Consider the following 23,825-nt stretch of genomic DNA (forward strand, 5'->3'; position numbering starts at 1 on the left):
GGTGTTGACGTAAGGTGCCCGCATGACCGAGGGACGTGTGGCCGCCGGGCCGCGCCGGCGGCGGCGGCCGACCAAGCAGGGCGTCGTGCTGTCGGAGGAGCTGATCGTGGAGACGGCGCTGCGGCTGATGCGCGAGCACGGCGCCGGGGCGCTGACGGCCCGCCGCCTCGGCGCCGCGCTCGGCGCGGACCCGAGCGCGCTGTACCGCTACTTCCGGGGGACCGACGATCTGGCGCTCGCGGTCGCCGACGAGCTGATCGGCCGGTCCTTCGCCGGGTGGCGGCCGGCCGGCGACTGGCGGGCCGACCTGCGCGACCTCGGGCGCCGCATGTACGAGGGCTACCTGGCCCACCCGCAGGCCGCGGCGCTCGCCACCTACCGGGTCACCGGCCGCCGCCACGAGGCGCGGGCGATCGAGGCGATCCTCGGCGTGCTGCTCGGGGCGGGCTTCCCCGGCCGCGAGGCCGTCCGGTTCTACCACCTGTTCGTGGACCAGGCCCTGTCGCACGCCGCGATGGACGCGGCGTCGGCCGCGCTCCCCCGCGAGGCCCGCGAGGCCGAGCGGCGGGTGTGGGAGGAGACCTACAGCGGGCTCCCGGCCGCCACCCACCCGAACATGGCCGCCATGGCGGGCCTGCTGCGCGCCGAGATGCGCAACAGCTGCTACCCGCACGCCCTGGAGGTCTTCCTGGACGCCGCGGCGGCGTGCCTGGCGGGCGTCCGCCGCGGCTAGCCGGGGCCCGCGCTCAGGCGAACCCCGTGCCAGACGAACCCCGTGCCAGGCGAACCCCGTGCTAGGCGAACCCCGTGCCAGGCGAACCCCGTGCTAGGCGAACAGGGCGGCCAGCACCAGCAGCACCAGCGGGACGGCGAGGGCCGCGATCGCCTCGGGCGACCACTCCACCGTCCCGGTGCGCGGCGCGTCCGCCGCCGCGGCCTGCGCCGCCTTGCCGGGCGCGCCGGACCGCGACGGCGCCCGCGCCCGGTCGCGGGCCTCGTTGAGCTGCTGCGCGGCGTGCCCGGCAGGCGTGCGGCCCTTGGCGTGCACGGCCGCGGCGCCCTCCTTCTTCAGCCGCTGCTCGGCCTTGGCCTGCGCGCGTGGCGAGGTCTGCAGCAGCCAGGCGCGGGTCTTCAGCTCCCGGCCGTCCGGCCCGGCGAACCGGACCGTCAGCGCGCTGTCGCCGGCGATCTCGCGGACCGAGCCCCACGGCGCCCGCACGTCGCGCAGCGGGTTGCGGACGGTCACGCCCTCCTCGTCGCCGCGCACCAGCGGCCGGAACCCCAGCACGTAGGCGATGCCGCAGCCGAACAGCAGCAGCGCGCCCATGACGGCCGTGGTCCGGTCGAACCGGGTGCGGCCGGTCAGCCCGAACGCCAGGTCGAGCAGGTTGAGCAGGGCGAACACCAGCCACGCCCAGGCGGCGACGCGTCCGGCGGTCGAACGGAACGTGAGCATGCTCAGATCATCCCAGGGTCGGTTCGGGCGGGCCGGGTCAGGCGACCGGACGGGCGCCGCGCCACTTCAGCTGGGCGAACCCCGGCTTGATCACCCCGTTGATCAGCTCCAGCCGCTCGGGGAAGGACACGAACGCCGACTTCATCGCGTTCACCGTGAACCACTGCAGCTCGTCCCAGCCGTACCCGAACGCCTCGACCAGCTTGGCGAACTCCTCCGACAGCGAGGTGCCGCTCATCAGCCGGTTGTCGGTGTTGACGGTGACGCGGAAGCCGAGGTCGCGCAGCAGCCCGATCGGGTGCTCGGCGATCGACTTGGCCGCGCCGGTCTGGATGTTGGAGGTCGGGCACATCTCCAGCGGGATGCGCTTGTCGCGCACGTAGGCGGCGAGCCGGCCGAGCACCGGCGGGTCGCCCGCCTCGATGTCGTCGATGATCCGCACGCCGTGGCCGAGCCGGTCCGCGCCGCACCACTGGATCGCCTGCCAGATCGAGGGGAGGCCGAAGCCCTCGCCGGCGTGGATGGTGAAGTGGGCGTTCTCGCGCTGCAGGTACTCGAAGGCGTCCAGGTGGCGGGTGGGCGGGTAGCCGGCCTCGGCGCCGGCGATGTCGAAGCCGACGACGCCCGCGTCGCGGTACCGGACGGCCAGCTCGGCGATCTCCATCGACCGCGCCTGGTGCCGCATCGCGGTGACCAGGGCGCCGACCCGGATGCCGAAGTCCCGGCCGCCCTGCGCGAAGCCCTCCAGGACGGCCTCCACGACCTGGTCCAGCGACAGCCCCTCGGCGGTGTGCAGCTCGGGCGCGTAGCGGACCTCGGCGTACACCACGCCGTCCTTGGCCAGGTCCTCGGCGCACTCGTAGGCGACCCGCGTCAGCGCCTCGGTGGTCTGCATGACCCCGACGGTGTGCGAGAACGTCTCCAGGTACCGCTCCAGCGACCCCGAGTTGGACATCTCGGCGAACCAGGCGCCCAGGCTGTCGGGGTCGGTGGTGGGCAGCCCCTCGTACCCGTTCTCCCGGGCCAGGTCCACGATCGTCGCGGGCCGCAGGCCGCCGTCGAGATGGTCGTGCAGCAGCACCTTCGGTGCGCGGCGGATGTCGTCGAGAGTCGGGCGTTCGTCCATCTGCAGAAGATACCCGCAGGACACGCCCCTGATCTCCGGCAAGTTCCGCCAACGGCGGCGCGCGGGCCCGCGCGCCGCCGGGCGGGTCAGCGGCGGGCGGTGATGCGGGTCGGCAGGGACGCGAAGCCGCGGTCGTTGGTGGAGTGCACGCGCTGGGCGGCGTCGTCGTCGATCTCGTAGTCGGCGACGACGGCGGCCAGCTCCTGGAACGCCACCCGCGCCTCCAGCCGGCCGAGGTTGGCGCCGAGGCAGTGGTGGCGGCCGCCGCCGAACGACAGCGAGGCGCCGGTGTCGCGGTCCAGGTCGAACCGGTCGGGGCCCGTGAACACGCGCGGGTCGCGGTTGCCCGAGCCGACCAGCAGCAGCACCCGCGAGTCCGCCGGGATCCGCACGCCGTGCAGCTCGACGTCCTCGGTGGTGGTGCGGGCGAGCGACTGCGACGGCGGGTCGTAGCGCAGCGTCTCCTCGATCCAGTCGTCGATCCGGCCGCCGAGCGCCGCCGCGCGCTGCTCCGGGTGCTTCCAGGCGGCGTGCCAGGCGTTGCCGAGCAGCAGCATGGTGGTCTCGATGCCCGCGCCGACCAGCAGGATCAGCACCCCGACGATCTCCTCGGGGGACAGCTTGTCGTCGCCGTCGGCGGCGTCGAGCAGGCCCGACAGCAGGTCGTCCTGGCGGCGCCCGGCGCGGTCGATCGTCAGCTGCGTGTAGTAGCCGACCAGCTCGCCGATCGCCTGCAGTGCCTGCGGCGGCAGGTCGGTGACCGGGCCGGTGTCCTCCTCGTCCCGGTACATGATCGCCATGCCGAGGTCGCGGACCCGGTCCCGGTCGGCCTCGGGCACCCCGACCAGCTCGGAGATCACGTCGGTGGGGAAGCGCGCGGCGAAGTCGGCCATCAGGTCGAACCGCTCGCCGTCCAGCGCGGGCTTGAGGTAGCCGCGGGCGATCTCGCGCAGCCGCGGCTCCAGGGCCTGGACGCGGCGCTGGGTGAAGGCCCGCGACACCAGGCCGCGCATGCGGGTGTGCTTCGGCGGGTCCATCGCCACGAACGAGAAGAACCGCTCGGCCTGCGGGCCCCAGAACGCCGGCTCGATGCGCAGCCCGTTGCGGCTGGAGTAGCGGGCGGTGTCGCGCAGCGCCTCGGCGATGTCGGCGTGCCGCGACAGCACCCAGATGTCGTCGGCGTCGTTGCGGTAGACCGGCGCCTCCTCGCGCAGCCGCGCGTAGACGGGGTAGGGATCGTCCTGGATCCCGAAGTCGTACGGGCTGTAATGCAGGTCCATGTCCCGGCCCCTCCACGTCGTCGCGCCACCGCAGCGATCATGGCGTGATTCAGCGCGACATACCAGCGATTCCGCCCATACGACGGCGGATGTCACCGATGACCTGTGAACCATGTTCATAATGGGAGCGATCTCCCTCTTCCCCGCACACCCGAGGTGATCGTGACCACTCCGCAGGTGCCGCACGGGATCGACCCGAGCAAGGCCCACCCCGCCCGCCGCTACAACTACTGGCTGGGCGGCAAGGACAACTACGCCGCCGACCGCGCGTCGGCGCAGGTGGTCGCCGACGCGTTCCCGACCGTGGCCCTGGCCGCCCGGGAGAACCGCGCCTTCATGCGCCGCGCGGTCACCTACCTGGCCGGGGAGGCGGGCGTCGACCAGTTCCTCGACATCGGCACCGGGCTGCCCTCGGCGGGCAACGTGCACGAGATCGCGCAGGCGATCACCCCGGCCGCCCGGGTCGTCTACGTCGACAACGACCCGATCGTGCTCGTGCACGCCCGCGCGCTGCTCACCAGCTCCGCGCAGGGCGCGACCAGCTACATCGACGCCGACCTGCGCGAGCCCCGCAAGATCCTGGAGCACCCCGACCTGGCCCGGACGCTGGACCTGTCCCGCCCCGTCGCGCTGATGCTGGTCGCCGTCATGCACTTCATGACCGACGACGACGACCCCTACGGCCTGTTCCGCACGCTGGTGGACGCGCTCCCCTCCGGCAGCCACGTCGTGGTGACGCAGGCGACCGGCGACTACCTGACGCCCGAGCAGTACGCCGAGAACGTCGCGGCCAACGAGCGCAGCGGGGTGCCGTTCCGGCTCCGCTCGCGCGAGGAGTTCGCCCGCTTCTTCACCGGCCTGGAGCTGCTGCCGCCGGGGATCACCTCGGTCGTGGAGTGGCGGCCGGAGCAGGAGCCGCAGGACCGGCCGAGCGTGGCGGACGTCTCCATGCTCTGCGCCGTCGCCCGCGTCCCCTGACCCGGCCGCCCGTCGGTCAGGCGATGCGGTCGATGACCAGCGGGAGCAGGTCGGGCCTGCCGTCCTCCTCGACGCCGATGGCACCGTCCAGGGCCTCCAGGGCGCGCTCGAAGCGGGCGGCGTCGTCGGCGTGCAGGGTGAGCAGCGGCTGCCCCGCGGTGACCCGGTCGCCCGGCTTGGCGTGGCACATGATCCCCGCGCCGGCCGAGACCGGGTCCTCCTTGCGGGCGCGGCCCGCGCCGAGCCGCCAGGCCGCGACGCCGACGCCGAACGCGTCCAGGGAGGTCAGCACGCCGCCGGCCGGCGCCGTCACGGTGTGAGTCTCGGCCGCCACCGGCAGCTCGGCGTCCGGGTCGCCGCCCTGAGCGGAGATCATCCGGCGCCAGACGTCCATGGCCGAGCCGTCGCGCAGCGCCTCGGCGGGGTCCTTGCCCGCGATGCCGGCGGCGTCCAGCATCTCCCGGGCGAGCGCCACGGTGAGCTCCACGATGTCGGCCGGGCCGCCGCCCGCCAGCACCTCGACGGACTCGGTGACCTCCAGGGCGTTGCCGACGGCGTTGCCGAGGGGGCGGTCCATCGCGGTCAGCAGCGCGACGGTGTTCAGGCCGTTGTCGCGGCCGATCCCGACCATCGTCTCGGCCAGCTCGCGGGCGTTGCCGACCGTCTTCATGAAGGCGCCCGAGCCGACCTTGACGTCCAGCACCAGCGCGCCGGTGCCCTCGGCGATCTTCTTGGACATGATCGAGGAGGCGATCAGCGGGATCGACTCCACCGTGCCGGTCACGTCGCGCAGCGCGTACAGCTTGCGGTCGGCGGGCGCCAGGCCCGAGCCGGCCGCGCAGATCACCGCGCCGGTCGAGGCGAGCACGTCCAGCATCTCGGCGTTGGACAGCGCCGCCCGCCAGCCCGGGATCGACTCCAGCTTGTCCAGGGTGCCGCCGGTGTGGCCGAGGCCGCGGCCCGACAGCTGCGGGACGGCCGCGCCGCACGCGGCCACCAGCGGCGCCAGCGGCAGGGTGATCTTGTCGCCGACGCCGCCGGTGGAGTGCTTGTCGGCGGTCGGGCGGTCCAGCGCGGACCAGCCCATCCGCTCGCCCGAGCGGATCATGGCGTCGGTCCAGCGCGCCACCTCGGCGCGGTTCATCCCGTTCAGCAGGATCGCCATGGCGAGGGCCGACATCTGCTCCTCGGCGATGGCGCCGCGGGTGTAGGCGTCGATGGCCCAGTCGATCTGGGCCGGGGTGAGCTCCAGGCCGTCGCGCTTGGCGCGGATGACGTCGATGGCATCCATGTGGGCCTTCCTTAGGCTCGGGTGATCAGGTCGTCGGGGCCGAACGCGTCCGGCAGCACCTCCGACATCGGGCGCACGCCCGAGACGGTCTCCACCAGCAGGTCCGGGCCGCCGTGCTCCCACAGCAGCTGGCGGCAGCGGCCGCACGGCATCAGCGGGGCGCCGTGGCCGTCCACGATCGAGATCGCCACCAGCCGCGGCCGGTCGCCGGACTTGCCCTCGCCGTGCAGCGCCGACACCAGGCTGCACTCGGCGCACAGGCCGACGCCGTAGGAGGCGTTCTCCACGTTGCAGCCGGTGACGACGCGGCCGTCGTCGGCCAGGGCCGCGGCCCCGACGGAGAAGTTCGAATAGGGCGCGTAGGCGCGGGTCATGGCGGCCCGCGCCGCGGTGCGCAGCGCGGGCCAGTCGATGTCGCTCATCAGGCCATGATCTCAGCGGGCCTCGCCGCGCCGGTACCGGACGCCGTCGGCGGCCGGCATCCGCAGCCGCTGCGACGCCAGGGCGAGCACCAGCAGCGTCGTCAGGTGCGGGGTGAAGGAGACCAGCTCGCCGGGCACGGTGTCGCTGAGCAGGAACCACACCACCAGCGCCGCCGCCGCGACCAGCGACAGCACGACGCCGATGTAGGCGCCGCGGACGGCGCGGCGCTCCACACCGCCGCTGTTCTCGATCGCCAGGTCGGGCAGCGTGCTCAGCCGGCGGGCCCGCAGGAACTGCCGGACCCCGACCGCGACCAGGATGATCGCGACGAACAGCAGCAGGGCGTGCACCGCCTCGCCGCCGCCGCGCACGTTCATCGCGTCGGTGTAGCCGAACAGCAGCGACCCGGCGGCCAGGCCGACCGGCCGCCAGTTGCCGAAGATCATCGCGGCCAGGCCGATGAAGCCGCGGCCGCCGGTCTGGCCGTCCTGGTAGAGCGGCGCGGCCACGGTCACCAGGAACGCGCCGGCCAGGCCCGACAGGGCGCCGGAGATGACGACGGCGATGTACTTCATCCGGTACACCTTCACGCCGAGCGACTCGGCGGCGTAGGGGTCCTCGCCGCAGGAGCGGATGCGCAGCCCGAACGCGGTGCGCCACAGCACGAAGACGCTGACCGGCACCAGCAGGATCGCCACCAGGGTCAGCAGCGACATCTGCGAGGTGAGGCCGCGCAGGATGCCGGCGATGTCCGACACCAGGAACCAGTGGTGCTTCTCCAGCGCGCCGAGCCAGTCGGGGCTCTGCCAGTCGCCGATCTTGCCGCCGGACAGCACCGGCAGCGTCAGCGTCTGGATCGCCTCGACCGGCGGGGACTGGCGCGGGCCGCCGCCGAGCGCCTTGGCCTCGCCGGTGTTGAAGATCAGCCCGGCCAGGAACTGGGTGAGCCCGAGGCCGAGGATGTTGATCGCGACACCGGACACGATCTGGTCGACGCCGAACGACACCGTCGCGACCGCGTGCAGCAGCCCGCCGAGGGCGCCGCCGATGACGCCGGCCAGCACGCCGATCCACGGCCCCCACTGGTAGCCGGCCCACGCGCCGGTCCAGGTGCCGAGGATCATCATGCCTTCCAGGCCGATGTTGATCACGCCGGCGCGCTCGGCCCACAGGCCGCCGAGGCCCGCCAGGAAGATCGGCACGGCCAGGCGCAGCGCGGCGCTGACGGTGCCGCTGGAGGTGACGTCGTTGGCGCCGTCGATCACCCGCACCAGCGACAGCAGCACCAGCAGCGCGGCGGTGAGCAGCAGGTAGTGCGGCAGCCGCAGCCCGCCGGCCGGCTTCAGCCCGCCGGCCCGCACCTTGTCGAGGACGGCGCTCATGAGGTCTCCCTGGCCAGGTCGTGTCCGGTGGCCAGCTCACTGGCGACGGCCCGCTGCTGCAGCCGGATCTCCCAGCGCCGGACGAGCTCGTAGACGATGACGACGGTCAGCACGACCACGCCCTGCATCACCCCGACGATCTCCTTGGGGACGTCGACCTCCTGCAGCACGTCGGAGGTCTGGTCCAGGAAGGCGAACAGCAGCGCGGCGAGCGCGATGCCGACCGGGTGGTTGCGGCCGAGCAGCGCGACGGTGATGCCGGTGAAGCCGAGCCCCGCGGGGAAGTTCAGCGAGTACTCGTAGGACGCGCCGAGCAGCTCGGGCATGCCGATCAGGCCGGCCACCGCGCCCGAGGCGACCATCGTGATGACGATCATCCGGGCGGCGCTGACGCCGCTGGCCTGCGCGGCCGTCGGCGACAGGCCCGACACCTTCAGGTCGAACCCGAACCGGGTGCGGTTGATGACGACCCAGAACACGATGCCGACGACGATCGCCAGCGGCAGCAGCCCGTACACCTGGCCGGGCAGGTCGATGCCGATGGAGGCCAGGAACCCGTTCAGCGGCCCGACCCGCCCCGACTCGGGGATCTTGGGGGTGGCCACGTTGTTGCTGCCGGGCCGCACCTCGGCGAGGCGCTTGTCGTTCAGCAGGTAGGCGATCAGGCCGGTCGCGATGGCGTTCAGCATGATCGTGGACAGCACCTCGCTGACCCCGCGGGTCACCTTCAGCACGCCCGCGATCGCCGCCCACAGGCCGCCGACCAGCATCGCCGCCACGATGGTGAGCAGCTGCCCGAACGGGGCGGGCAGGGTGAGCGCGCCGCCGAGCGAGGCCGACAGCATGGCCGCCATGCGGTACTGGCCGTCCACGCCGATGTTCAGCAGCGCCATCCGGAAGCCGATCGCGACCGCGACCGCCGACAGGTAGTAGCGGGTGGCGCGGTTGAGGATGTCCACGACCGAGTTCGGCGTGGTGCCGTAGTCGATCATGCTCTGGATCGAGCTGACCGGGTCGGCGCCGGTGATCCGCAGCAGCCCCACGGTGATCAGCAGCGAGATCAGCAGCGCCAGCACCGGCGCGCCGACCTTCAGCGCGAGCGCGCGCGGGCCGAGGCCTTGCAGGACCGCCTTCCAGGACGGCACGTCCTCGGTGCCGGCGGGCGGCCCGCCCAGGGACTCGGGGCTCTTGCCGGGCTCGCCGGCCGGCGTGGTCGGGTCGCTCATCCGGCGTCCCCGGCCCGGCCGGCGCCGGTCATCGCCGAGCCGAGCTCCTCGGGCGTGACGGTCCCCGGATCGACCTGCGCGACCAGCCGGCCGCGCAGGATCACATGCAGCGTGTCGGACATACCGATGAGTTCCTCAAGATCGGCGCTGATCAGCAGTACGGCGAGGCCGGCGGCGCGGGCGCTGCGCAGGTAGTCCCAGATCGCGGCCTGCGCGCCGACGTCGATGCCGCGGGTGGGATGCGCGGCGATCAGCAGGCGCGGCTCGCCGGACATCTCCCGGCCGACGATCAGCTTCTGCTGGTTGCCGCCCGACAGGGCGGCGGCGGGCACGTCGATGCCGGGCGTGCGCACGTCGTACTCGCGCACGATCCGGGTGGTGTCGCGGCGCGCGCCGCGCTTGTCGATCCACGGGCCGCGCGAGTTCGGGCGCCGCGTCTGGTGCCCGAGCATCCGGTTCTCCCAGAGCGTGCCCTCCAGGATCAGCCCCTGGCGGTGCCGGTCCTCGGGGATGTAGCCGATGCCGGCCTCGCGGCGGCGGCGCGTCGGCCACCCGGTGACGTCCTCGCCGCCGTAGACGATGGTGCCCGAGTCGGCCGGCCGGATGCCCATCAGGGCCTCGATCAGCTCGCCCTGGCCGTTGCCCTCGACGCCGGCCAGGCCGACGATCTCGCCGCGGCGGATGCGCAGCGACACCTCGTCCACGACCGCGCGGCCCTCGGCGGTGCGCACGGTCAGCCCGGCGACCTCCAGCTGGACCTCGTCGGTGACGGTCGACTCGCGCAGCTCCGGCGTCGGCAGCTCCGAGCCGACCATCAGCTCGGCCAGCTGCGGCGCGGTGACGCCGGAGGCGGGCAGGCCGGTCGCCACGGTGGTGCCGCGCCGGATGACCGAGATGGTGTCGGCGACCGACAGCACCTCGTCCAGCTTGTGCGAGATGAACAGCACCGTCAGGCCCTCGGCGCGCAGCTCGCGCAGGTTGGCGAACAGCTCCTCGACCTCCTGCGGGACCAGCACCGCGGTCGGCTCGTCCAGGATGAGGATCTTGGCGCCCCGGTACAGGACCTTGAGGATCTCCACCCGCTGCCGGTCGCCGACGCCGAGCCGCTCCACCAGCACGTCGGGGTCGACGCGCAGGCCGTACGCCTGCGACATCTCCCTGATCCGCGCGCGGGCCGCGGCGAAGTCGATCCGGCCCAGCCGGGTCGGCTCCGCGCCGAGGATCACGTTCTCCAGCACGGTGAGGTTGTCGGCGAGCTTGAAGTGCTGGTGCACCATGCCGATGCCGCGGGCGATCGCGTCGGCGGGGCTGCGGAAGGAGACCTTCTGCCCGTCGATCTCGATCTCGCCCTCGTCCGGCCGCTGCATCCCGTAGAGGATCTTCATCAGCGTGGACTTGCCGGCGCCGTTCTCGCCGCACAGCGCGTGCACCTCGCCGCGCGCGATGACGAGGTCGATGTCGCGGTTGGCGACGACGCCGGGGAACCGCTTGGTGATCGATGACAGCCGGACGGCCGGCACCTGGTCAGGCACGAGTGCCCTCCTGGATCGGGGTCGAGTGGAGCGTGCGGCGCGGCGCGCGGCCGGCGTCCCCGGCCGCGGGGATCACCGGACGCGCGCCGCGCCGCGCCGGACCGCTCGTCAGGACGTCGGGACGGTGATCTTGCCGCTCGCGATGTCGGCCTTCAGCTCGTCCAGCTTCGCCTTGATGTCGTCGACCTTGCCGCCGGAGGTGGCGTAGCCGACGCCGTCGTTGGACAGGTCGTACTTCTTGGTGCCGGCCTTGAACGTGCCGTCCGACACCGACTTGACGAAGTCGAAGACCGCGACGTCCACGCGCTTCAGCATGGAGGTCAGGATCTGCTCCTTGGCCTCGGCGACGGCGGGCAGGTTGTACTGGTCGGAGTCGACGCCGATGGCCCACTTCTTGGCCGCGCCGACGGTCTTGATGACGCCGATGCCCGCGCCGCCGGCCGCGTGGAAGATCACGTCGGCGCCCGCGTCGAGCTGGCCCTTGGCGGCCTCGTTGCCGAGCGCGGGGTTCTTGAACCCGTCGAAGTTCGGCGGCTGGGTCAGGTACTTGGCCGGCAGCACGGTGACGCCCGGCTTGGCCTTCTTGGCGCCCGCGGCGTACCCGGCGTAGAACTTGTGGATCAGCGGCACGTTCACGCCGCCGATGAAGCCGATCTTGCCGGACTTGGACTTCAGCGCCGCGGCCGCGCCCACCAGGAAGGAGCCCTGCTCCTCGGCGAAGCACGCGCCCTCGACGTTGGCGCCCTCGACCTTGCACTGGTCGGCGTCCACGACCAGGAACTTGGTGTTCGGGTACTCCTTGGCGATCTTGTTGACGGCGTTGGTGTAGGCGAAGCCGACGCCGATCACCGGGTTGTAGCCCTTGCCGGCCAGCAGCTTCAGCCGCGCCTCCTTGTCGGCGTCCGGCTCGTCGGGCTTGGCCGAGATCTCCTCGGTGGTGATGTTGAGGTCCTTCTTGGCCTTGTCCAGGCCCGCCGCGGCCGAGTCGTTGAACGACTGGTCGCCGCGGCCGCCGATGTCGAAGGCCAGGCCGACCTTGACGGTCTTCTTGCCGCCCTCGTCACTGCCGGAACTGCTCTTCTTGCCCCCGCAGCCGGAGGCCCCGAGCGACAGCGCGGCGCCCGTCAGCGTGACGAGCGAGATCTTGATTGCACGGCGCACGTGGCGCTCCCTTCGTTCCCCGCCCCAAGGCATGGCGGCCCCCTCCGGCCGCTGGAATCGATCGGAAGTTACCTCGTCAGTGACACAAAACGGTCCACATGCACCGTTTCGCAACGCGTCCGTTAGCGTCCGTTACCAACGCGTAGTCATATCCCCGCAGGTCAGAAACGCGAAACCGGCCGGTCCGCGGACCGGCCGGTCACCCGGCGTGACGACGCCGCGCGGCAGGTCACGCCAGGGAGGCGTCCTGCACCGGCTCGGCGTCGCCGGGCCGGCGGCCGTCCCACAGCGCGGTGAGCGCGGTGGCGGTCAGCACCCGGACGCCGACCGCGATGCAGCTCTCGTCCACGTCGAAGTCGCCGCGGTGCAGGTCGTACTCGACGGCGGAGCCGGGCGTGCGCACGCCGAGCCGCGCCAACGCGCCCGGCACCGACTCCAGGTACCAGCCGAAGTCCTCGCCGCCGAGGCTCTGCGGGGTCGGCACCGCGCCGTCCTCGCCGAGCACCTGCGCCGCCGCGTCGCGGAACATCTGCACGCTGGCCGCCTCGTTGACGGTCGGCGGGACGCCGCGCACGTAGTCCAGCGTCGCCTCCACCTCGTAGGCCGAGGCCACCGACGCCAGCAGCGACTTCATCATCTCCGGCGCGCGGTGCCAGGCCTCGTCGTCCAGGCAGCGCACGGTGCCCTCGGCCACCCCGTCGTCGGGGATGGCGTTGGCGACCGACCCGGCCGACACCCGGCCCCACACCAGCGACAGGCTGGAGCGCGGGTCCACCCGGCGCGACAGGGCCGCCGGCAGCTCGGTGACGATCTTGGCCAGGGCGTAGACGAGGTCGGCGGTCAGGTGCGGGCGGGCGGTGTGCCCGCCGGGCCCGGTCACCTTCACGTACACCTTGTCGCAGGCCGCGGTGATCGGCCCGGTGCGCAGGCCGAGCCCGCCCACCTCCACCCGCGGGTCGCAGTGCAGCGCGAACGCGCGGTCCACGCCGACCAGCCCGCCGGCCGCGATCACGTCCAGCGCGCCGCCGGGGGTCTCCTCGGCCGGCTGGAACAGCAGCCGCACCCGGCCCGGCAGCAGCCCCGCCTCGGCCTGCTGGGCCAGGAACAGGCCCGCGCCGAGCACCATCGTGGTGTGCACGTCGTGGCCGCACGCGTGCGCGACGCCCGGCACCGTGGACCGGTAGGGCACGCCCTCCTTCTCGTCCTGCAGCGGCAGCGCGTCGATGTCGGCGCGCAGCGCGACGGTGTGGCCGTCCTCGGGCCCGATGTCGCAGAACAGGCCGGTGCCGCCCGGCAGCACCTGCGGCTTCAGCCCCGCCGCCACCAGCGCGTCGACGATCCGGCCGGTGGTGCGGTACTCGGCGTAGCCGAGCTCGGGGTGCATGTGCAGGTCGCGGCGGAAGCCGATCAGGCGTTCCTCGTGACGCGCGAGGAACGCGTCGAGCTGCGGCTGCAGCGCCGCGCCCGCGGGCTCGCCGGCCCGGGGCGCGGGCGCCCCGCCGGCCTCGGCCTCGAGAGCCGCTGGTTCAAGGCCGGGCATCACCCCGGGTCCTGGATGGGTCATGTGCGCCCCCTGCGCGAGGGCGGAGCCGAACGGCGCCCGCCCGCTGGTCTGGTCGTTGCCTGGTTCGCCGGGCTCCGGCGAACCGCCGCTTCCCGCCGGCTCGGCGGGCCCCTCAGCGCCCGCCATGGGCGGCCTCCCCGAAGGTGACGAAGCGGTCCTGCGCGAGCTCGGTGATCGCCGCGTCGATCACGTCCTCCAAGCTGCCGCCCTCGGCGCGGATCGCGCGCTGGCGTTCGTAGGGGGCCCCGTGTTCCAGGACCTCCCCGGCCACCTTCAGCTCCTCGGCGCAGCCGAGCCGGTCGGCGACCGGCTCCAGCTCGCGGACCAGCTCGTACACCTCGTCCCGGAGCGGCGCGGTGCGCCCGGTGTCGTCGGTGATGACGACGGCGTCGAGCCCGTACCTGGTGGCGCGCCACTTGTTGTCGCGCACCACCCAGGCGGCCGGCCGGGGCAGCGTGTACCCGCGGTCCAGCTGCTGGTCGAACAGCGTCACCAGGCTCTGGCAGAGCGCGGCGGCCATGCCGACCTCGCGCAGGGTGGGGATGCCGTCGAACATCCGGATCTCGACGGTGCCGAAGTCCGGGTGCGGGCGGATGTCCCACCACACCTCCTTGATGCTGCGGATCGTGCCGGCCCGCAGCAGGGTGGCCATGTACTCCTCGAACGCCGCCCAGTCGTCCAGCGAGTGCGGCGGGCCGGCCGTCGGGAGCTGGCCGAACACCACCGCCCGGCTGGACGCCAGGCCCGTGTCGGCGCCGCTCCAGAACGGGCTGGAGGCGGTCAGCGCGAGGAAGTGCGGCAGGTAGGCCGACAGGGCGTTGACGATGGGGATCGCCTTGTCTGCGCCGGTCACCCCGACGTGCACGTGCACGCCGAACGTCTGGATGCGCCGGGCCAGCCACTGCATCTGCTCGACCAGCTCGGCGTAGCGGCGCATGGGCGCCATCACCGCGTCGCGCCAGTCGCTGATCGGGTGGGTGCCGATGCACGCCAGCGTCGTCTCGCGGGCGGCGGCGGCGGTGCGCAGCTCGGCCAGCGTCGCGGCCAGGTCGTCCTTGGCCTCGCCGACCGTGTGGCAGATGCCGGTGACGATCTCGACCGTCGACTCCATCAGCTCGTGCCGGATCCGCGGGTTGTCGCCGCCCTCGCTGAGCGACGGCAGCGCGGCCAGCACCTCGCGCGCGTCCTGCCGCAGGTGCCTGGTGCGCTCGTCGACGAGCTGGAGCTCCCACTCGACGCCGAGCGTCGCGCCGCGAGATGGGTTGAAGTCAATGGCCACGGCCAACCTCCGTCCGCAATCCTTCCAGGTCGATGCCTGGCACGTGGGGCGATTCGGCCAGCGGGTCCCTAAGCCTGGACAAACGCCGGTTCAGGCGCCGTCCCCTGTCCCCATCATGCCGTCCGGCGTCCGCCGCGCCGCGAGATTGCATGCCCTTGAAGGATCATTTGACTCGCACGGACCGGTAACGATCATTTTCGGCCATCGGTTCCGGTCACCGGGTGTCATTTCCCAGTCATCCGAAATGACCAGCGTCCGGTGGTCATCCCGGCGGCCGCGCCGATCGGCGGCGGCTCCGTCGCGCCGGCCGGCCGGCGGGCGGATTCCGGCAGGCGCCACGACCAGTGTACCGAGGCCGGCGCCGGCCCGCCCTTCCGGTGCGCCCGGGCCGGGCGGCCGCGGCGGCCCGGCCCGGCCCCCTTAACGGACAAATCAGACACCGGGGGCGCGGGTTCCGATGTCATGAATGGGTCGCCTACTCTTCGGGAATCATGACCCGTGCGCGCAGGGGCGCGGCGGCCGGAGTGAGGGGTGCGGGGAGCTTGCGACCAGAACGACACCGGGCACGGCCGGGGGCCGTCCGCCGTACCGCCGCCCTGCTCGCCGTGCCGGCGCTCGCGACGACCGCCGTGCTGCCCGCCACGCCCGCGCTGGCCGGGCCGCGGCACCACGTCCCGGGGCCGGTCGGCGGTCCGCAGCTGGCCGGCAAGGGCATCGTGGTCAACGGCGCGCCCGGGGTGAAGGCGCCGCCGAACATCAAGGCGTCCTCCTACCTGATCGCCGACATGGACACCGGCGAGGTGCTGGCCGCCAAGGACGCGCACGGGCAGTACCTGCCCGCCAGCACGCTGAAGACGCTGACCGCGCTCACCCTGGTGCCCAAGCTGGACCCCAACCGGCTGGTGCGGCCCTCCCAGGCGGCCTGCGACGTCGAGGGCACCAAGGTCGGCATGACGCCGAAGATGCAGTACAAGGTGTCGGACCTGTTCCACGCGCTGATGATGATGTCGGCCAACGACGCCGCCGTCACGCTCGCCGAGGCCGACGGCGGGGTGCACAAGACCCTCGCCGACATGAACGCCGAGGCCAAGCGGATCAACGCCCGCGACACCCTGGCCGGGTCCCCCAACGGGCTGGACGTCGACCTCAAGCTGAACATCCGGACGCAGCACACCTCGTCCTACGACCTGGCGCTGATCCTGCGCGAGGGGCTGAAGAACCCCGACTTCCGCAAGTACGTCGCCACCATCGACTTCCCCTTCCCCGCGCCGCCCACCAAGCAGGAGCGCAAGAAGGGCAAGAAGGTCGGCGGCTACCCGATCCACACCCACAACCGGATGCTGCCGGGCCAGCCGCACGCCTACGCGGGGATGATCGGCGGCAAGAACGGCTACACCGTCGCCGCCGGGCAGACCTTCGTCGCCGCCGCCCGGCGCGGCGGGCACACGATCATCATCTCGCTGATGCGCGCCGACCAGCCGCCGTCGCCGTACGCGGCCAAGCTGCTGGACTGGGGCTTCGCGGCGCGCGGCAAGGTCAAGCCGGTCGGCACGCTGGTCGCGCCCGGCGACGAGGCGTCCCGCAAGGACGGCAAGGACGACGGCCACGGCCTGCTGCCGGGCGGCCCGCTGGGCAAGAAGGACGCGGGCGGCATGTGGCTGATCGGCGGCGGCGCGGCCGGCGTGCTGCTGGCGATCGTCGCGCTGTTCCTGGTGCTGCGCCGCCGCCGGCCCGCCGCGCGGCCGCCGGCCCCCGAGATGCCCGAGGTGCACGGGGCCCACGCAGTGCGCACGGCCCCGGAGGCGCCGCCGGCGGACGCCGAGGACCGTCCGTAAGGGAGCCGCCGCTGGCCTCGGCGCGGACCCCGGCATACCCTCGCGAGTGGTGCCGGTCACCGCGTCGCCGCCGGACGGCGGGCCGGCGCCACGGGAGGAGGTCCCGTGAACCCCGCACCCGCCCGCCCGTCCGTCGAGCACCCCAACACCTCCCTGCTGTGGGAGGGGTACACCGCCTTCGCCAAGGGCGACATGGACCTGATCCGCGCCCTGCTCGCCGACGACGTGGTGCACCGGGTGCCGGGCCGGGGCCCGCTCTGCGGCGTGTACCGCACCGCCGCGGAGGTCCTCGGGTTCTACGTCCGGCTGTTCGAGCTGTCGGGCGGGACGTTCCGCACCGAGCCGTACGCGGTGATGGCGGGCGACGACCACGGCGTCGCGCTCGTGCACACCCGCGCCGCCCGCCCCGGCAAGGTGCTGGACGGCCGCGCGGTGGACGTCTTCCGCATCCGCGACGGCCGCATCACCGAGATCCGCTCGATCGCCGAGGACCAGTACGCCGACGACGCGTTCTGGTCCTGAGCCCGGCCCGGAGCGCTCAGGCCGTGCCGACGGCGGTGGCGCCGGTGCCCGGGGCCTGCTCCGGCGCGGCCTCGTCGGCCTTCAGCACGACGCTGCGGGTGGCCGTCCAGGCCGCGACGTACAGCATGAACCGCGAGACGATGTTGATCCACACCATCAGCCCGACCAGCACCGCGAACGAGGCGTAGACCGGGTTCTGGGTGGTGCGGGCCAGCAGCAGGGTGGCGACCTGCTTCAGCAGCTCGAAACCGACGCCGCCGAGCAGCGCCCCCTTGATGATCCGCCGCCACGGCGCGCGAGTGCCCGACAGCCGGGTGAACAGCACCAGGAAGATGATCGTGTCGAAGGTGCCCGCGACGGCCAGCGACAGCAGCCAGAGGCCCGTACCGGCACCGGGAACGTCGGCCATCCCGAACCAGCCGAGCACGGTGTGGGTGGCCTGCCCGGCCAGGCTGGACACCGCGACGCTCATCATCAGCATGCCACCGAGGAAGGCCAGCACCCCGGCGTCCCAGAGCTTCAGCACGAAGAAGTTGCCCTCGGGGGTCGGCTCGTTGCCCCAGATGTCGCGCAGCGACTCGCGCAGCACCTGCACCCAGCCGAGCCCGGTGATCAGCAGGCCGGCCAGGCCGATCAGCCCGGCCGTCCCCTTGGACTGGGCGATCTGGTCGACCTGCAGCTTGTCCGACAGCCCCGGCAGGATCGACGCGACCGCCTCGACGAAGTAGCCACGGGCCTGCCGGCTCACCCCGACCAGGTAGCCGAGCAGCGAGTAGGCGAGCGCGAGCAGCGGGAAGAACGACAGGAAGCCGTAGCAGGTGAGCGCGGCGGCGAGGCGGTCGCCGCGCCGGTCCTGGTAGCGGACGTAGGCGCGGGCCAGATGGTCGAACCAGCGCCAGCGCGCCCGCGCGGCGCGCAGCACGCCCTTGCCCGCGTCGGTGGCGTCCTCGATCCGGTGCTGGACCTTGCTGATCACCTCGGGCATGTACGGACCGTACCCGGACGGGGACGGGCGATGCACACCCTTGCCCGCACGCCCGCGGGCCGCTACCCGGCGGCCGCGAAGGCGAACTCGCTGCGCGGCCGCCAGACCCCGTCCCGGCCGTGCTCGTACAGCGAGAACCCGCGCACCTCGAAGTCCGCCCGGTACCCGGCCAGCTCCTTGAACGCCCGGTCCATGAGCTCGTCGGCCAGGTGGTGGGCGACGGTGACGTGCGGGTGGTAGGGGAAGCGCAGCTCGCGGGCGAGCGGCCCCGACAGGACGCGCTCCTGCAGCCGCTCGCAGTCGCCGATCCCGTCGGCGAGGGCCACGAACACCACCGGCGACACCGGCCGGAACGTTCCGGTGCCGCGCAGCCTGATCCAGAACGGCCGCTCGGTGCCGGCGACCGCGGTCAGGTGGTGCTCGACGCCCGGCAGCGCGTCGTCGCCGACCTCGGTGGGCGGCAGCAGCGTGATGTGCGTCGGGATGGCCGCCGCCAGCGGGTCCCCGAACGACTCGCGGGTGCGCTGCAGCCAGCCGCCGAACGGCTCGGGGACCTGCACGGCCACCCCGATCGTGCGCGAGCCGGCGGGCGCTCGCGCGCCCGCGGCCCCCGTCGCGTCCGCTCGGTCAGCGGCCACGTCCCACGAATCCCACCCGATCGCGCACGATCTCCATGTTGCGCCGCGCGACGGCCCCGGCCCGCTCCGCGCCCTGGGCGAGCAGCCGGTCCAGCTGCTCCTCGTCGGCCAGCAGCTTCTGGGTGCGCTCGCGGATCGGCGTGAAGGTGTCCAGCACCAGCTCGGCCAGGTCCTTCTTGAACTGGCCGTAACCCGACCCGGCGTAGCGGGCCTCGATGTCGGCGTACGACGTCTCGCCGAGCGCGGCGTAGATGCGCATCAGGTTGGTGACGCCGGCCTTGTTCTCCTCGTCGTAGCGCACCTCGGTGCCGGTGTCGGTGACCGCGCGCATGATCTTCTTGCGCATCGGGCCGGGCTCCTCCAGCACGTCCAGGATGCCCTGCGGCGAGGACGCCGACTTGCTCATCTTGGCGGCCGGCTCCTGCAGGTCGGTGATCTTGGCGGCGGTCTCGGGGATGTAGGCCGCCGGCGGCACGAACGTCTCGCCGAAGCGGTGGTTGAACCGCTGCGCCAGGTCGCGGGTCAGCTCCAGGTGCTGGCGCTGGTCCTCGCCGACCGGGACCTGGAAGACCCGCTCCCCCGGCCCCGCCTCCGGCGAGTACAGCAGGATGTCGGCGGCCTGCAGGATCGGGTAGGTGAACAGCCCGACGCTGGCGGCCGACGCGCCCTGCTTGGCCGACTTGTCCTTGAACTGGGTCATCCGGCTCGCCTCGCCGAAGCCGGTGAGGCAGCTCAGCACCCAGGCCAGCTCGGCGTGCTCGGGGACGTGGCTCTGCACGAACAGGGTGGAGCGGTCCTGGTCCAGGCCCATCGCCAGCAGCTGCGCGGCCGACACCCGGGTGCGGCGGCGCAGCAGCGCCGGGTCGTGCTCGACGGTGATCGCGTGCAGGTCGACCACACAGTAGAACGCCTCGTGGGAGTCCTGCAGCGCCACCCACTGCCGCAGCGCGCCCAGGTAGTTGCCGAGGTGGAAGGAGTCGGCGGTCGGCTGGATGCCCGACAGGACGCGCGGCGTGACGGGGCCGCCCGGGACGGGCGCTTCGGGGCTGGACGCTTCAGGCATGTGCACGGTTCGATTCTCTCAGGCCCCGTCCGGGGCGGCGTCGCCGGTGGCGGGGCCCGCCGCGGCGGGCGGGCCCCCCTCTGCTGTGACGCCCCCGCGCACGGGGGTGTTCGTACCGGCCTTGGGCGGCGTGACGCGCACGCGGGCGATCCGGCGGCCGTCCATCCGGGCGACCACCAGGCGGCGCCCGGCGGCCTGCACCGCGTCGCCCTCGGCGGGCACCCGGCCGAGCACGGCCATGATGTGCCCGGCGACGGTCTCGTACGGCCCGGCGGGCAGCCGGAGCCCGGTCTCGGCGGCGAAGGCGTCCAGGTTGAGCAGGCCGTCGACCTCCACCACGCCGTCGTGCAGGCGCCGCGCCTGCGCGTCCTGGACATCATATTCGTCGCGGATGTCGCCGATCAGCTCCTCGACCAGGTCCTCCAGCGTGACGATCCCGGCGGTGCCGCCGTACTCGTCCAGCACGATCGCCAGGTGGCACTGCTCGCGCCGCATCTCCGACAGCACCGGCAGCACCCGCTGCCAGGCGGGCAGGAACTTCACCGGCCGCACCAGCTCCCCGACCGGGACCTGCCGGTCGGCGACCTCGGGCACCAGCAGGTCCCGGATGTGCACGAACCCGATCACCTCGTCGTGCGAGCCGCGGCACACCGGGAACCGCGAGTGCGGGCTGCCCGCGGCGATCCGGGCGGCCGCCGCCAGCGGCAGCTCCGCGTCCAGGAACTCCACCTCGGTGCGCGGCACCAGCACCTCGCGCAGCGGCCGGTCCCCGGCGGCGAACACCCTGCCCACGAGCGCGCGCTCCTCGGCGGTGAGGCGGGTGTTCTCCGCGACGAGCGCGGCCATCAGCTCGGCGGTCGGCTCCTCGCGCAGCGCCCGCGGGTCGCCGCCGCCGAGCCGCACCGCCAGGTCGGTGGACCGCGACAGCAGCCACACCAGCGGGACGGCGGCGCGCCGTGGCCTCTGCTCCATGAGGCTTTTCTTCCCCGTGGAGCCGGGCCGATAGCCTGGACGCCTCCCGCGCACGCCCTTCCCCAGCATCTCGATCTCTCGGAGGTTCGCCTGTGAAGCTGCTCGTCACCGGAGGCGCCGGCTACATCGGCAGCGTGGTCTCGGCCCAGCTGCTGGCCGCCGGCCACGAGGTGGTCGTCCTGGACGACCTGTCCACCGGGCACGCCGACGCGGTCCCGCCGGGCGCGCGGCTGGAGCGCGGCACGCTGCGCGAGCGCGCGTCCGAGGTGCTGGAGGGCGCCGGGTTCGACGCGGTGCTGCACTTCGCGGCCAAGTCCCTGGTCGGCGAGTCGGTGCAGAAGCCCGGCCTGTACTGGGACAAGAACCTCGGCGAGTCGCTGGCGCTGCTGGACGCGATGCGCCGGGCCGGCGTGGACAAGATCGTGTTCTCGTCGACGGCGGCGACCTACGGCGAGCCGGAGTCGACCCCGATCCTGGAGACCGACCCGACCCGCCCGACCAACCCCTACGGCGCGTCCAAGCTGGCCATCGACACCGCGCTCACCGAGTCGGCGCGGCTGCACGGCCTCGGCGCGGTGTCGCTGCGCTACTTCAACGTGGCGGGCGCGCACGGGGCGCAGGGCGAGCGGCACGCGGTGGAGACGCACCTGATCCCGAACGTGCTGAAGGTCGCGCTCGGCGAGCGCGCGTCGGTGCAGCTGTTCGGCGAGGACTATCCGACGCCCGACGGCACCTGTGTCCGCGACTACGTGCACGTGGTCGACCTCGGCGCCGCACACCTGCTGGCGCTGGACGCCTGCGCGCCCGGCTCCCACCAGATCTTCAACCTCGGCAGCGGTACCGGCTACTCGGTCCGCGACGTGGTGGAGGTGTGCCGGCGGGTGACCGGGCACCCGATCCCGGCCGAGGTGAGCCCGCGCCGCCCCGGCGACCCGGCGGTGCTGGTGGCCTCGTCCGCCAAGATCGAGGCGGCGCTCGGCTGGAAGCCCGAGCGCGACCTGACCGCCATGGTCACCGACGCCTGGGCCTTCGCGCAGTCCCGGTGATGCGGTTCCTGCGCCGTCCCCGGCCCGCGCCCGAGCCGCGCCGGGCCCCCGACCCTGTCGACGCCGACACGCTCGCCGCCGCCTTCACCGAGGCGTATCAGCGGCCGCCCGAGGGCGTGTGGCGCGCCCCGGGCCGGATCAACCTGATCGGCGAGCACACCGACTACAACGACGGGCTGGTGCTGCCGTTCGCGCTCCCGCGCGGCGTGTGGGCGGCGGCGGCCCGGCGCGACGACGACGTCGTCGAGGTCCGCTCGCTGCAGGCCGCCGGCCAGGGCGCGGCGGCCGGTCCCGGCGACCGCGTCACCGGCTGGGCCGCCTACCCGGCCGGGGTCGCCGAGCTGCTGCGCGAGCACGGCGTGCGCGGCGCGTCGCTGCTGTTCGACTCGGACCTGCCGCAGGGCGCGGGCCTGGCGTCGTCGGCGGCGCTGGAGTGCGCGGCGGCCGTCGCGCTCTGCGACCTGTACGGGATCGACCTGGAGCGGGCCGAGCTGGCGCGGCTGGCGCAGCGCGCCGAGAACGACTACGCCGGTGTGCCGTGCGGGCCGATGGACCAGGCGGCGTCGCTGCTGTGCGAGGCGGGCCGCGCGCTGCTGCTGGACTGCCGCAGCGGCCTGTCGGGGCGGGTGCCGTTCGACCCGGCGGCGGCGGGGCTGACGCTGCTGGCCGTCGACACCGGCGCCCGGCACGCGCTGACCGGCGGCGAGTACGCGAACCGCCGCGCCGAGTGCGAGCGCGCCGCCGAAGAGCTCGGCGTCGCGGCGCTGCGCGACGTCACCGACCTGGCCGGGGCCCTGTCGACGCTGGACGATCCGGTGCTGCGGCGCCGCGTCCAGCACGTCGTCACCGAGAACCACCGCGTCGAGGCCGCCGCGGGCCTGCTGCGGGCGGGCGCGGTCGCCGAGCTCGGCGCGATGCTGACGGCCTCGCACCTGTCGCTGCGCGACCAGTTCCAGGTGTCGTGGCCCGAGGCGGACGCGGCGCTGGACGCGGCGCTGCGCGCGGGCGCCCGCGGCGGCCGCATGGTCGGCGCGGGCTTCGGCGGCTCGGTGATCGTCCTGGTCGCCCAGGACCGCGCCGACCGGGTCCGCGCGGCCATCGCCACCGCCTACACCACCCGCACGTGGCCGTCGCCCCTCTTCCTGGAGGCCCTGCCCTCCGCAGGGGCCGGCCGCGTCCGCTAGCCCTTCAGCTCGGTGGTGGCGGTGTTGTTGGCGGGCTCGGTGTCGCCGGTGTCGGTGTCGACGGCGGCGACCAGGCGCCGCGCGACCGGGGCGGGCAGGACGACCGTGCGCACCATGCGGGTCTGGCCCGGGCCGAGGGGGCCGAGCTCGCAGCGCTGGAACTGGTCGTGGCCGGTCTCGCGGACGGTGCGGCAGTGGTCGGCGGCCGAGGTCATCAGCCGCGCCCCGTACGCGCCGAGGTTCAGCACGACCTGCCCGGCGGGGTGGCGGCCCTGGTTGCGGACGGCCAGGTGGACCGGCCTCGGCCCGCCGCGCTGGGTCGGGCGGCCCACGGCCGGCCGGACGGTCACGTCGGTGCCCGGCGCGAGCGGTGTGCTGAGGGCGGCGCGGTCGTTGTGGGCGGCCGGGTCGGCGGTGGCCGACCGGACCCGCGCGGTGGCGCGCAGCGGCCCGGTGGCGTCCGGCGCGACGATCCCGCGGACCTGCACGGCGCGCTTCTCCCCCGGGGCCAGCGCGGGGAACCGGCAGCGCAGCCGGTTGCCCGGCCGCTCCCGGCAGTCGGGGGTGTCCAGCCCCATCACCTCGACGCCGCGCGGGAGCGCGAACGTCGCCGTGACGTCGCGGGCGCCGGCCGGCCCGTCGTTGCGGACGGTGAGGGTGTAGTCGGCCTCGCGGCCCGCCGTCGCGCTGCGCGGCCCGGCCAGCGAGACGCCCAGGTCGGCGCCGCGGCCGAAGGCCTGCGCCGGATCCGCCGCGGGCAGGAGCACCGCGATGGCGGAGCCGTAGACGGCAAGAAGGCGAACGGCCAGAACCCGACCCATGGTGAACGTCCCCGAAATGAAGGGGGCGCGTCCGAGACGGGACGCGCCGCAACCTCTGAAT

General features: G+C 73.7%; 22 protein-coding genes. 6 read left to right on the plus strand and 16 right to left on the minus strand.

The window, feature by feature from the left end:
• Positions 1-22: 22 nt before the first annotated feature.
• Entirely contained in the window at positions 23-733 is a 711-nt protein-coding gene (locus ACRB68_RS27350; RefSeq protein WP_153537139.1) for a TetR/AcrR family transcriptional regulator, read from the plus strand.
• 93 nt (positions 734-826) lie between these two features.
• On the opposite strand, the gene ACRB68_RS27355 is transcribed toward ACRB68_RS27350, so the two are convergent.
• The 3 genes from ACRB68_RS27355 to ACRB68_RS27365 form a co-directional block, all read right to left on the minus strand.
• A complete protein-coding gene (locus ACRB68_RS27355) occupies positions 827-1,456 on the minus strand; it encodes a PH domain-containing protein (RefSeq protein ID WP_153537141.1) in 630 nt (209 codons plus the stop codon).
• Positions 1,457-1,493: 37 nt separating this feature from the next.
• Positions 1,494-2,582, minus strand: a complete 1,089-nt coding sequence (locus tag ACRB68_RS27360) for an adenosine deaminase (RefSeq protein WP_153537143.1) — start codon at positions 2,580-2,582, stop codon at positions 1,494-1,496.
• 86 nt (positions 2,583-2,668) lie between these two features.
• A complete protein-coding gene (locus tag ACRB68_RS27365) occupies positions 2,669-3,862 on the minus strand; it encodes a cytochrome P450 (protein ID WP_153537145.1) in 1,194 nt (397 codons plus the stop codon).
• A gap of 162 nt (positions 3,863-4,024) precedes the next feature.
• Between ACRB68_RS27365 and ACRB68_RS27370 the strand changes: the two genes are divergently transcribed.
• Positions 4,025-4,840 (plus strand): SAM-dependent methyltransferase, encoded by an 816-nt coding sequence (locus tag ACRB68_RS27370; RefSeq protein ID WP_328594844.1) that lies wholly within the window; start codon positions 4,025-4,027, stop codon positions 4,838-4,840.
• 16 nt (positions 4,841-4,856) lie between these two features.
• Here the strand turns inward: ACRB68_RS27370 and ACRB68_RS27375 are convergent, their stop codons facing one another.
• The 8 genes from ACRB68_RS27375 to ACRB68_RS27410 form a co-directional block, all read right to left on the minus strand.
• A complete protein-coding gene (locus ACRB68_RS27375) occupies positions 4,857-6,131 on the minus strand; it encodes a thymidine phosphorylase (protein ID WP_153537147.1) in 1,275 nt (424 codons plus the stop codon).
• Between the two features lie 11 nt (positions 6,132-6,142).
• The gene (locus tag ACRB68_RS27380; protein ID WP_153537149.1) at positions 6,143-6,553 is read right to left on the minus strand and encodes a cytidine deaminase; all 411 of its coding nucleotides are present in this window, start codon (positions 6,551-6,553) and stop codon (positions 6,143-6,145) included.
• A gap of 12 nt (positions 6,554-6,565) precedes the next feature.
• Complete coding sequence (locus tag ACRB68_RS27385; protein ID WP_153537151.1) at positions 6,566-7,936, minus strand: ABC transporter permease; 1,371 nt, start codon at positions 7,934-7,936, stop codon at positions 6,566-6,568.
• Positions 7,933-9,162 carry an ABC transporter permease gene (locus ACRB68_RS27390; protein WP_153537154.1) on the minus strand — a complete coding sequence of 410 codons (1,230 nt, stop codon included), beginning with the start codon at positions 9,160-9,162 and terminating at the stop codon, positions 7,933-7,935. The genes ACRB68_RS27385 and ACRB68_RS27390 overlap by 4 nt, the downstream gene beginning before the upstream one ends.
• Positions 9,159-10,694, minus strand: a complete 1,536-nt coding sequence (locus ACRB68_RS27395; protein WP_328594845.1) for an ABC transporter ATP-binding protein — start codon at positions 10,692-10,694, stop codon at positions 9,159-9,161. Before ACRB68_RS27395 ends, ACRB68_RS27390 begins: the two co-directional genes overlap by 4 nt.
• A gap of 108 nt (positions 10,695-10,802) precedes the next feature.
• On the minus strand, positions 10,803-11,855 hold the full coding sequence (locus ACRB68_RS27400) for a BMP family lipoprotein (protein WP_328594847.1): 1,053 nt from the start codon (positions 11,853-11,855) through the stop codon (positions 10,803-10,805).
• Positions 11,856-12,084: 229 nt separating this feature from the next.
• Positions 12,085-13,545, minus strand: a complete 1,461-nt coding sequence (locus tag ACRB68_RS27405; protein WP_235959902.1) for a M20 family metallopeptidase — start codon at positions 13,543-13,545, stop codon at positions 12,085-12,087.
• Positions 13,532-14,698, minus strand: coding sequence for a glutamate--cysteine ligase (locus ACRB68_RS27410; protein ID WP_328594848.1), 1,167 nt, complete (start codon positions 14,696-14,698; stop codon positions 13,532-13,534). Before ACRB68_RS27410 ends, ACRB68_RS27405 begins: the two co-directional genes overlap by 14 nt.
• A 542-nt stretch (positions 14,699-15,240) precedes the next feature.
• Between ACRB68_RS27410 and ACRB68_RS27415 the strand changes: the two genes are divergently transcribed.
• Together ACRB68_RS27415 and ACRB68_RS27420 are read left to right on the plus strand one after the other, a co-directional pair.
• Entirely contained in the window at positions 15,241-16,533 is a 1,293-nt protein-coding gene (locus ACRB68_RS27415; protein WP_235959905.1) for a D-alanyl-D-alanine carboxypeptidase family protein, read from the plus strand.
• A gap of 105 nt (positions 16,534-16,638) precedes the next feature.
• Positions 16,639-17,055 carry a nuclear transport factor 2 family protein gene (locus ACRB68_RS27420; protein WP_153537162.1) on the plus strand — a complete coding sequence of 139 codons (417 nt, stop codon included), beginning with the start codon at positions 16,639-16,641 and terminating at the stop codon, positions 17,053-17,055.
• A 16-nt stretch (positions 17,056-17,071) separates the two neighbouring features.
• Here the strand turns inward: ACRB68_RS27420 and ACRB68_RS27425 are convergent, their stop codons facing one another.
• The 4 genes from ACRB68_RS27425 to ACRB68_RS27440 form a co-directional block, all read right to left on the minus strand.
• Positions 17,072-18,040, minus strand: a complete 969-nt coding sequence (locus ACRB68_RS27425; RefSeq protein WP_153537164.1) for a YihY/virulence factor BrkB family protein — start codon at positions 18,038-18,040, stop codon at positions 17,072-17,074.
• 62 nt (positions 18,041-18,102) lie between these two features.
• Positions 18,103-18,678 (minus strand): 2'-5' RNA ligase family protein, encoded by a 576-nt coding sequence (locus tag ACRB68_RS27430; protein ID WP_328594849.1) that lies wholly within the window; start codon positions 18,676-18,678, stop codon positions 18,103-18,105.
• Positions 18,668-19,741, minus strand: coding sequence for a tryptophan--tRNA ligase (gene trpS / locus ACRB68_RS27435; protein ID WP_153537936.1), 1,074 nt, complete (start codon positions 19,739-19,741; stop codon positions 18,668-18,670). Before trpS ends, ACRB68_RS27430 begins: the two co-directional genes overlap by 11 nt.
• An 18-nt stretch (positions 19,742-19,759) precedes the next feature.
• On the minus strand, positions 19,760-20,713 hold the full coding sequence (locus ACRB68_RS27440; protein ID WP_153537166.1) for a hemolysin family protein: 954 nt from the start codon (positions 20,711-20,713) through the stop codon (positions 19,760-19,762).
• A gap of 92 nt (positions 20,714-20,805) precedes the next feature.
• Here ACRB68_RS27440 and galE point away from each other — a divergent pair, with 92 nt between their 5' ends.
• Positions 20,806-21,759, plus strand: a complete 954-nt coding sequence (gene galE, locus ACRB68_RS27445) for a UDP-glucose 4-epimerase GalE (RefSeq protein WP_328594850.1) — start codon at positions 20,806-20,808, stop codon at positions 21,757-21,759.
• On the plus strand, positions 21,759-22,943 hold the full coding sequence (gene galK / locus ACRB68_RS27450; RefSeq protein ID WP_153537168.1) for a galactokinase: 1,185 nt from the start codon (positions 21,759-21,761) through the stop codon (positions 22,941-22,943). The genes galE and galK overlap by 1 nt, the downstream gene beginning before the upstream one ends.
• On the opposite strand, the gene ACRB68_RS27455 is transcribed toward galK, so the two are convergent.
• Complete coding sequence (locus tag ACRB68_RS27455; protein ID WP_153537170.1) at positions 22,940-23,764, minus strand: DUF11 domain-containing protein; 825 nt, start codon at positions 23,762-23,764, stop codon at positions 22,940-22,942. The two genes, galK and ACRB68_RS27455, sit on opposite strands and share 4 nt — an antisense overlap.
• Between the last annotated feature and the right edge of the window lie 61 nt (positions 23,765-23,825).

It is taken from the genome of Actinomadura macrotermitis, assembly GCF_009604375.1.
Lineage (GTDB): Bacteria > Actinomycetota > Actinomycetes > Streptosporangiales > Streptosporangiaceae > Spirillospora > Spirillospora macrotermitis.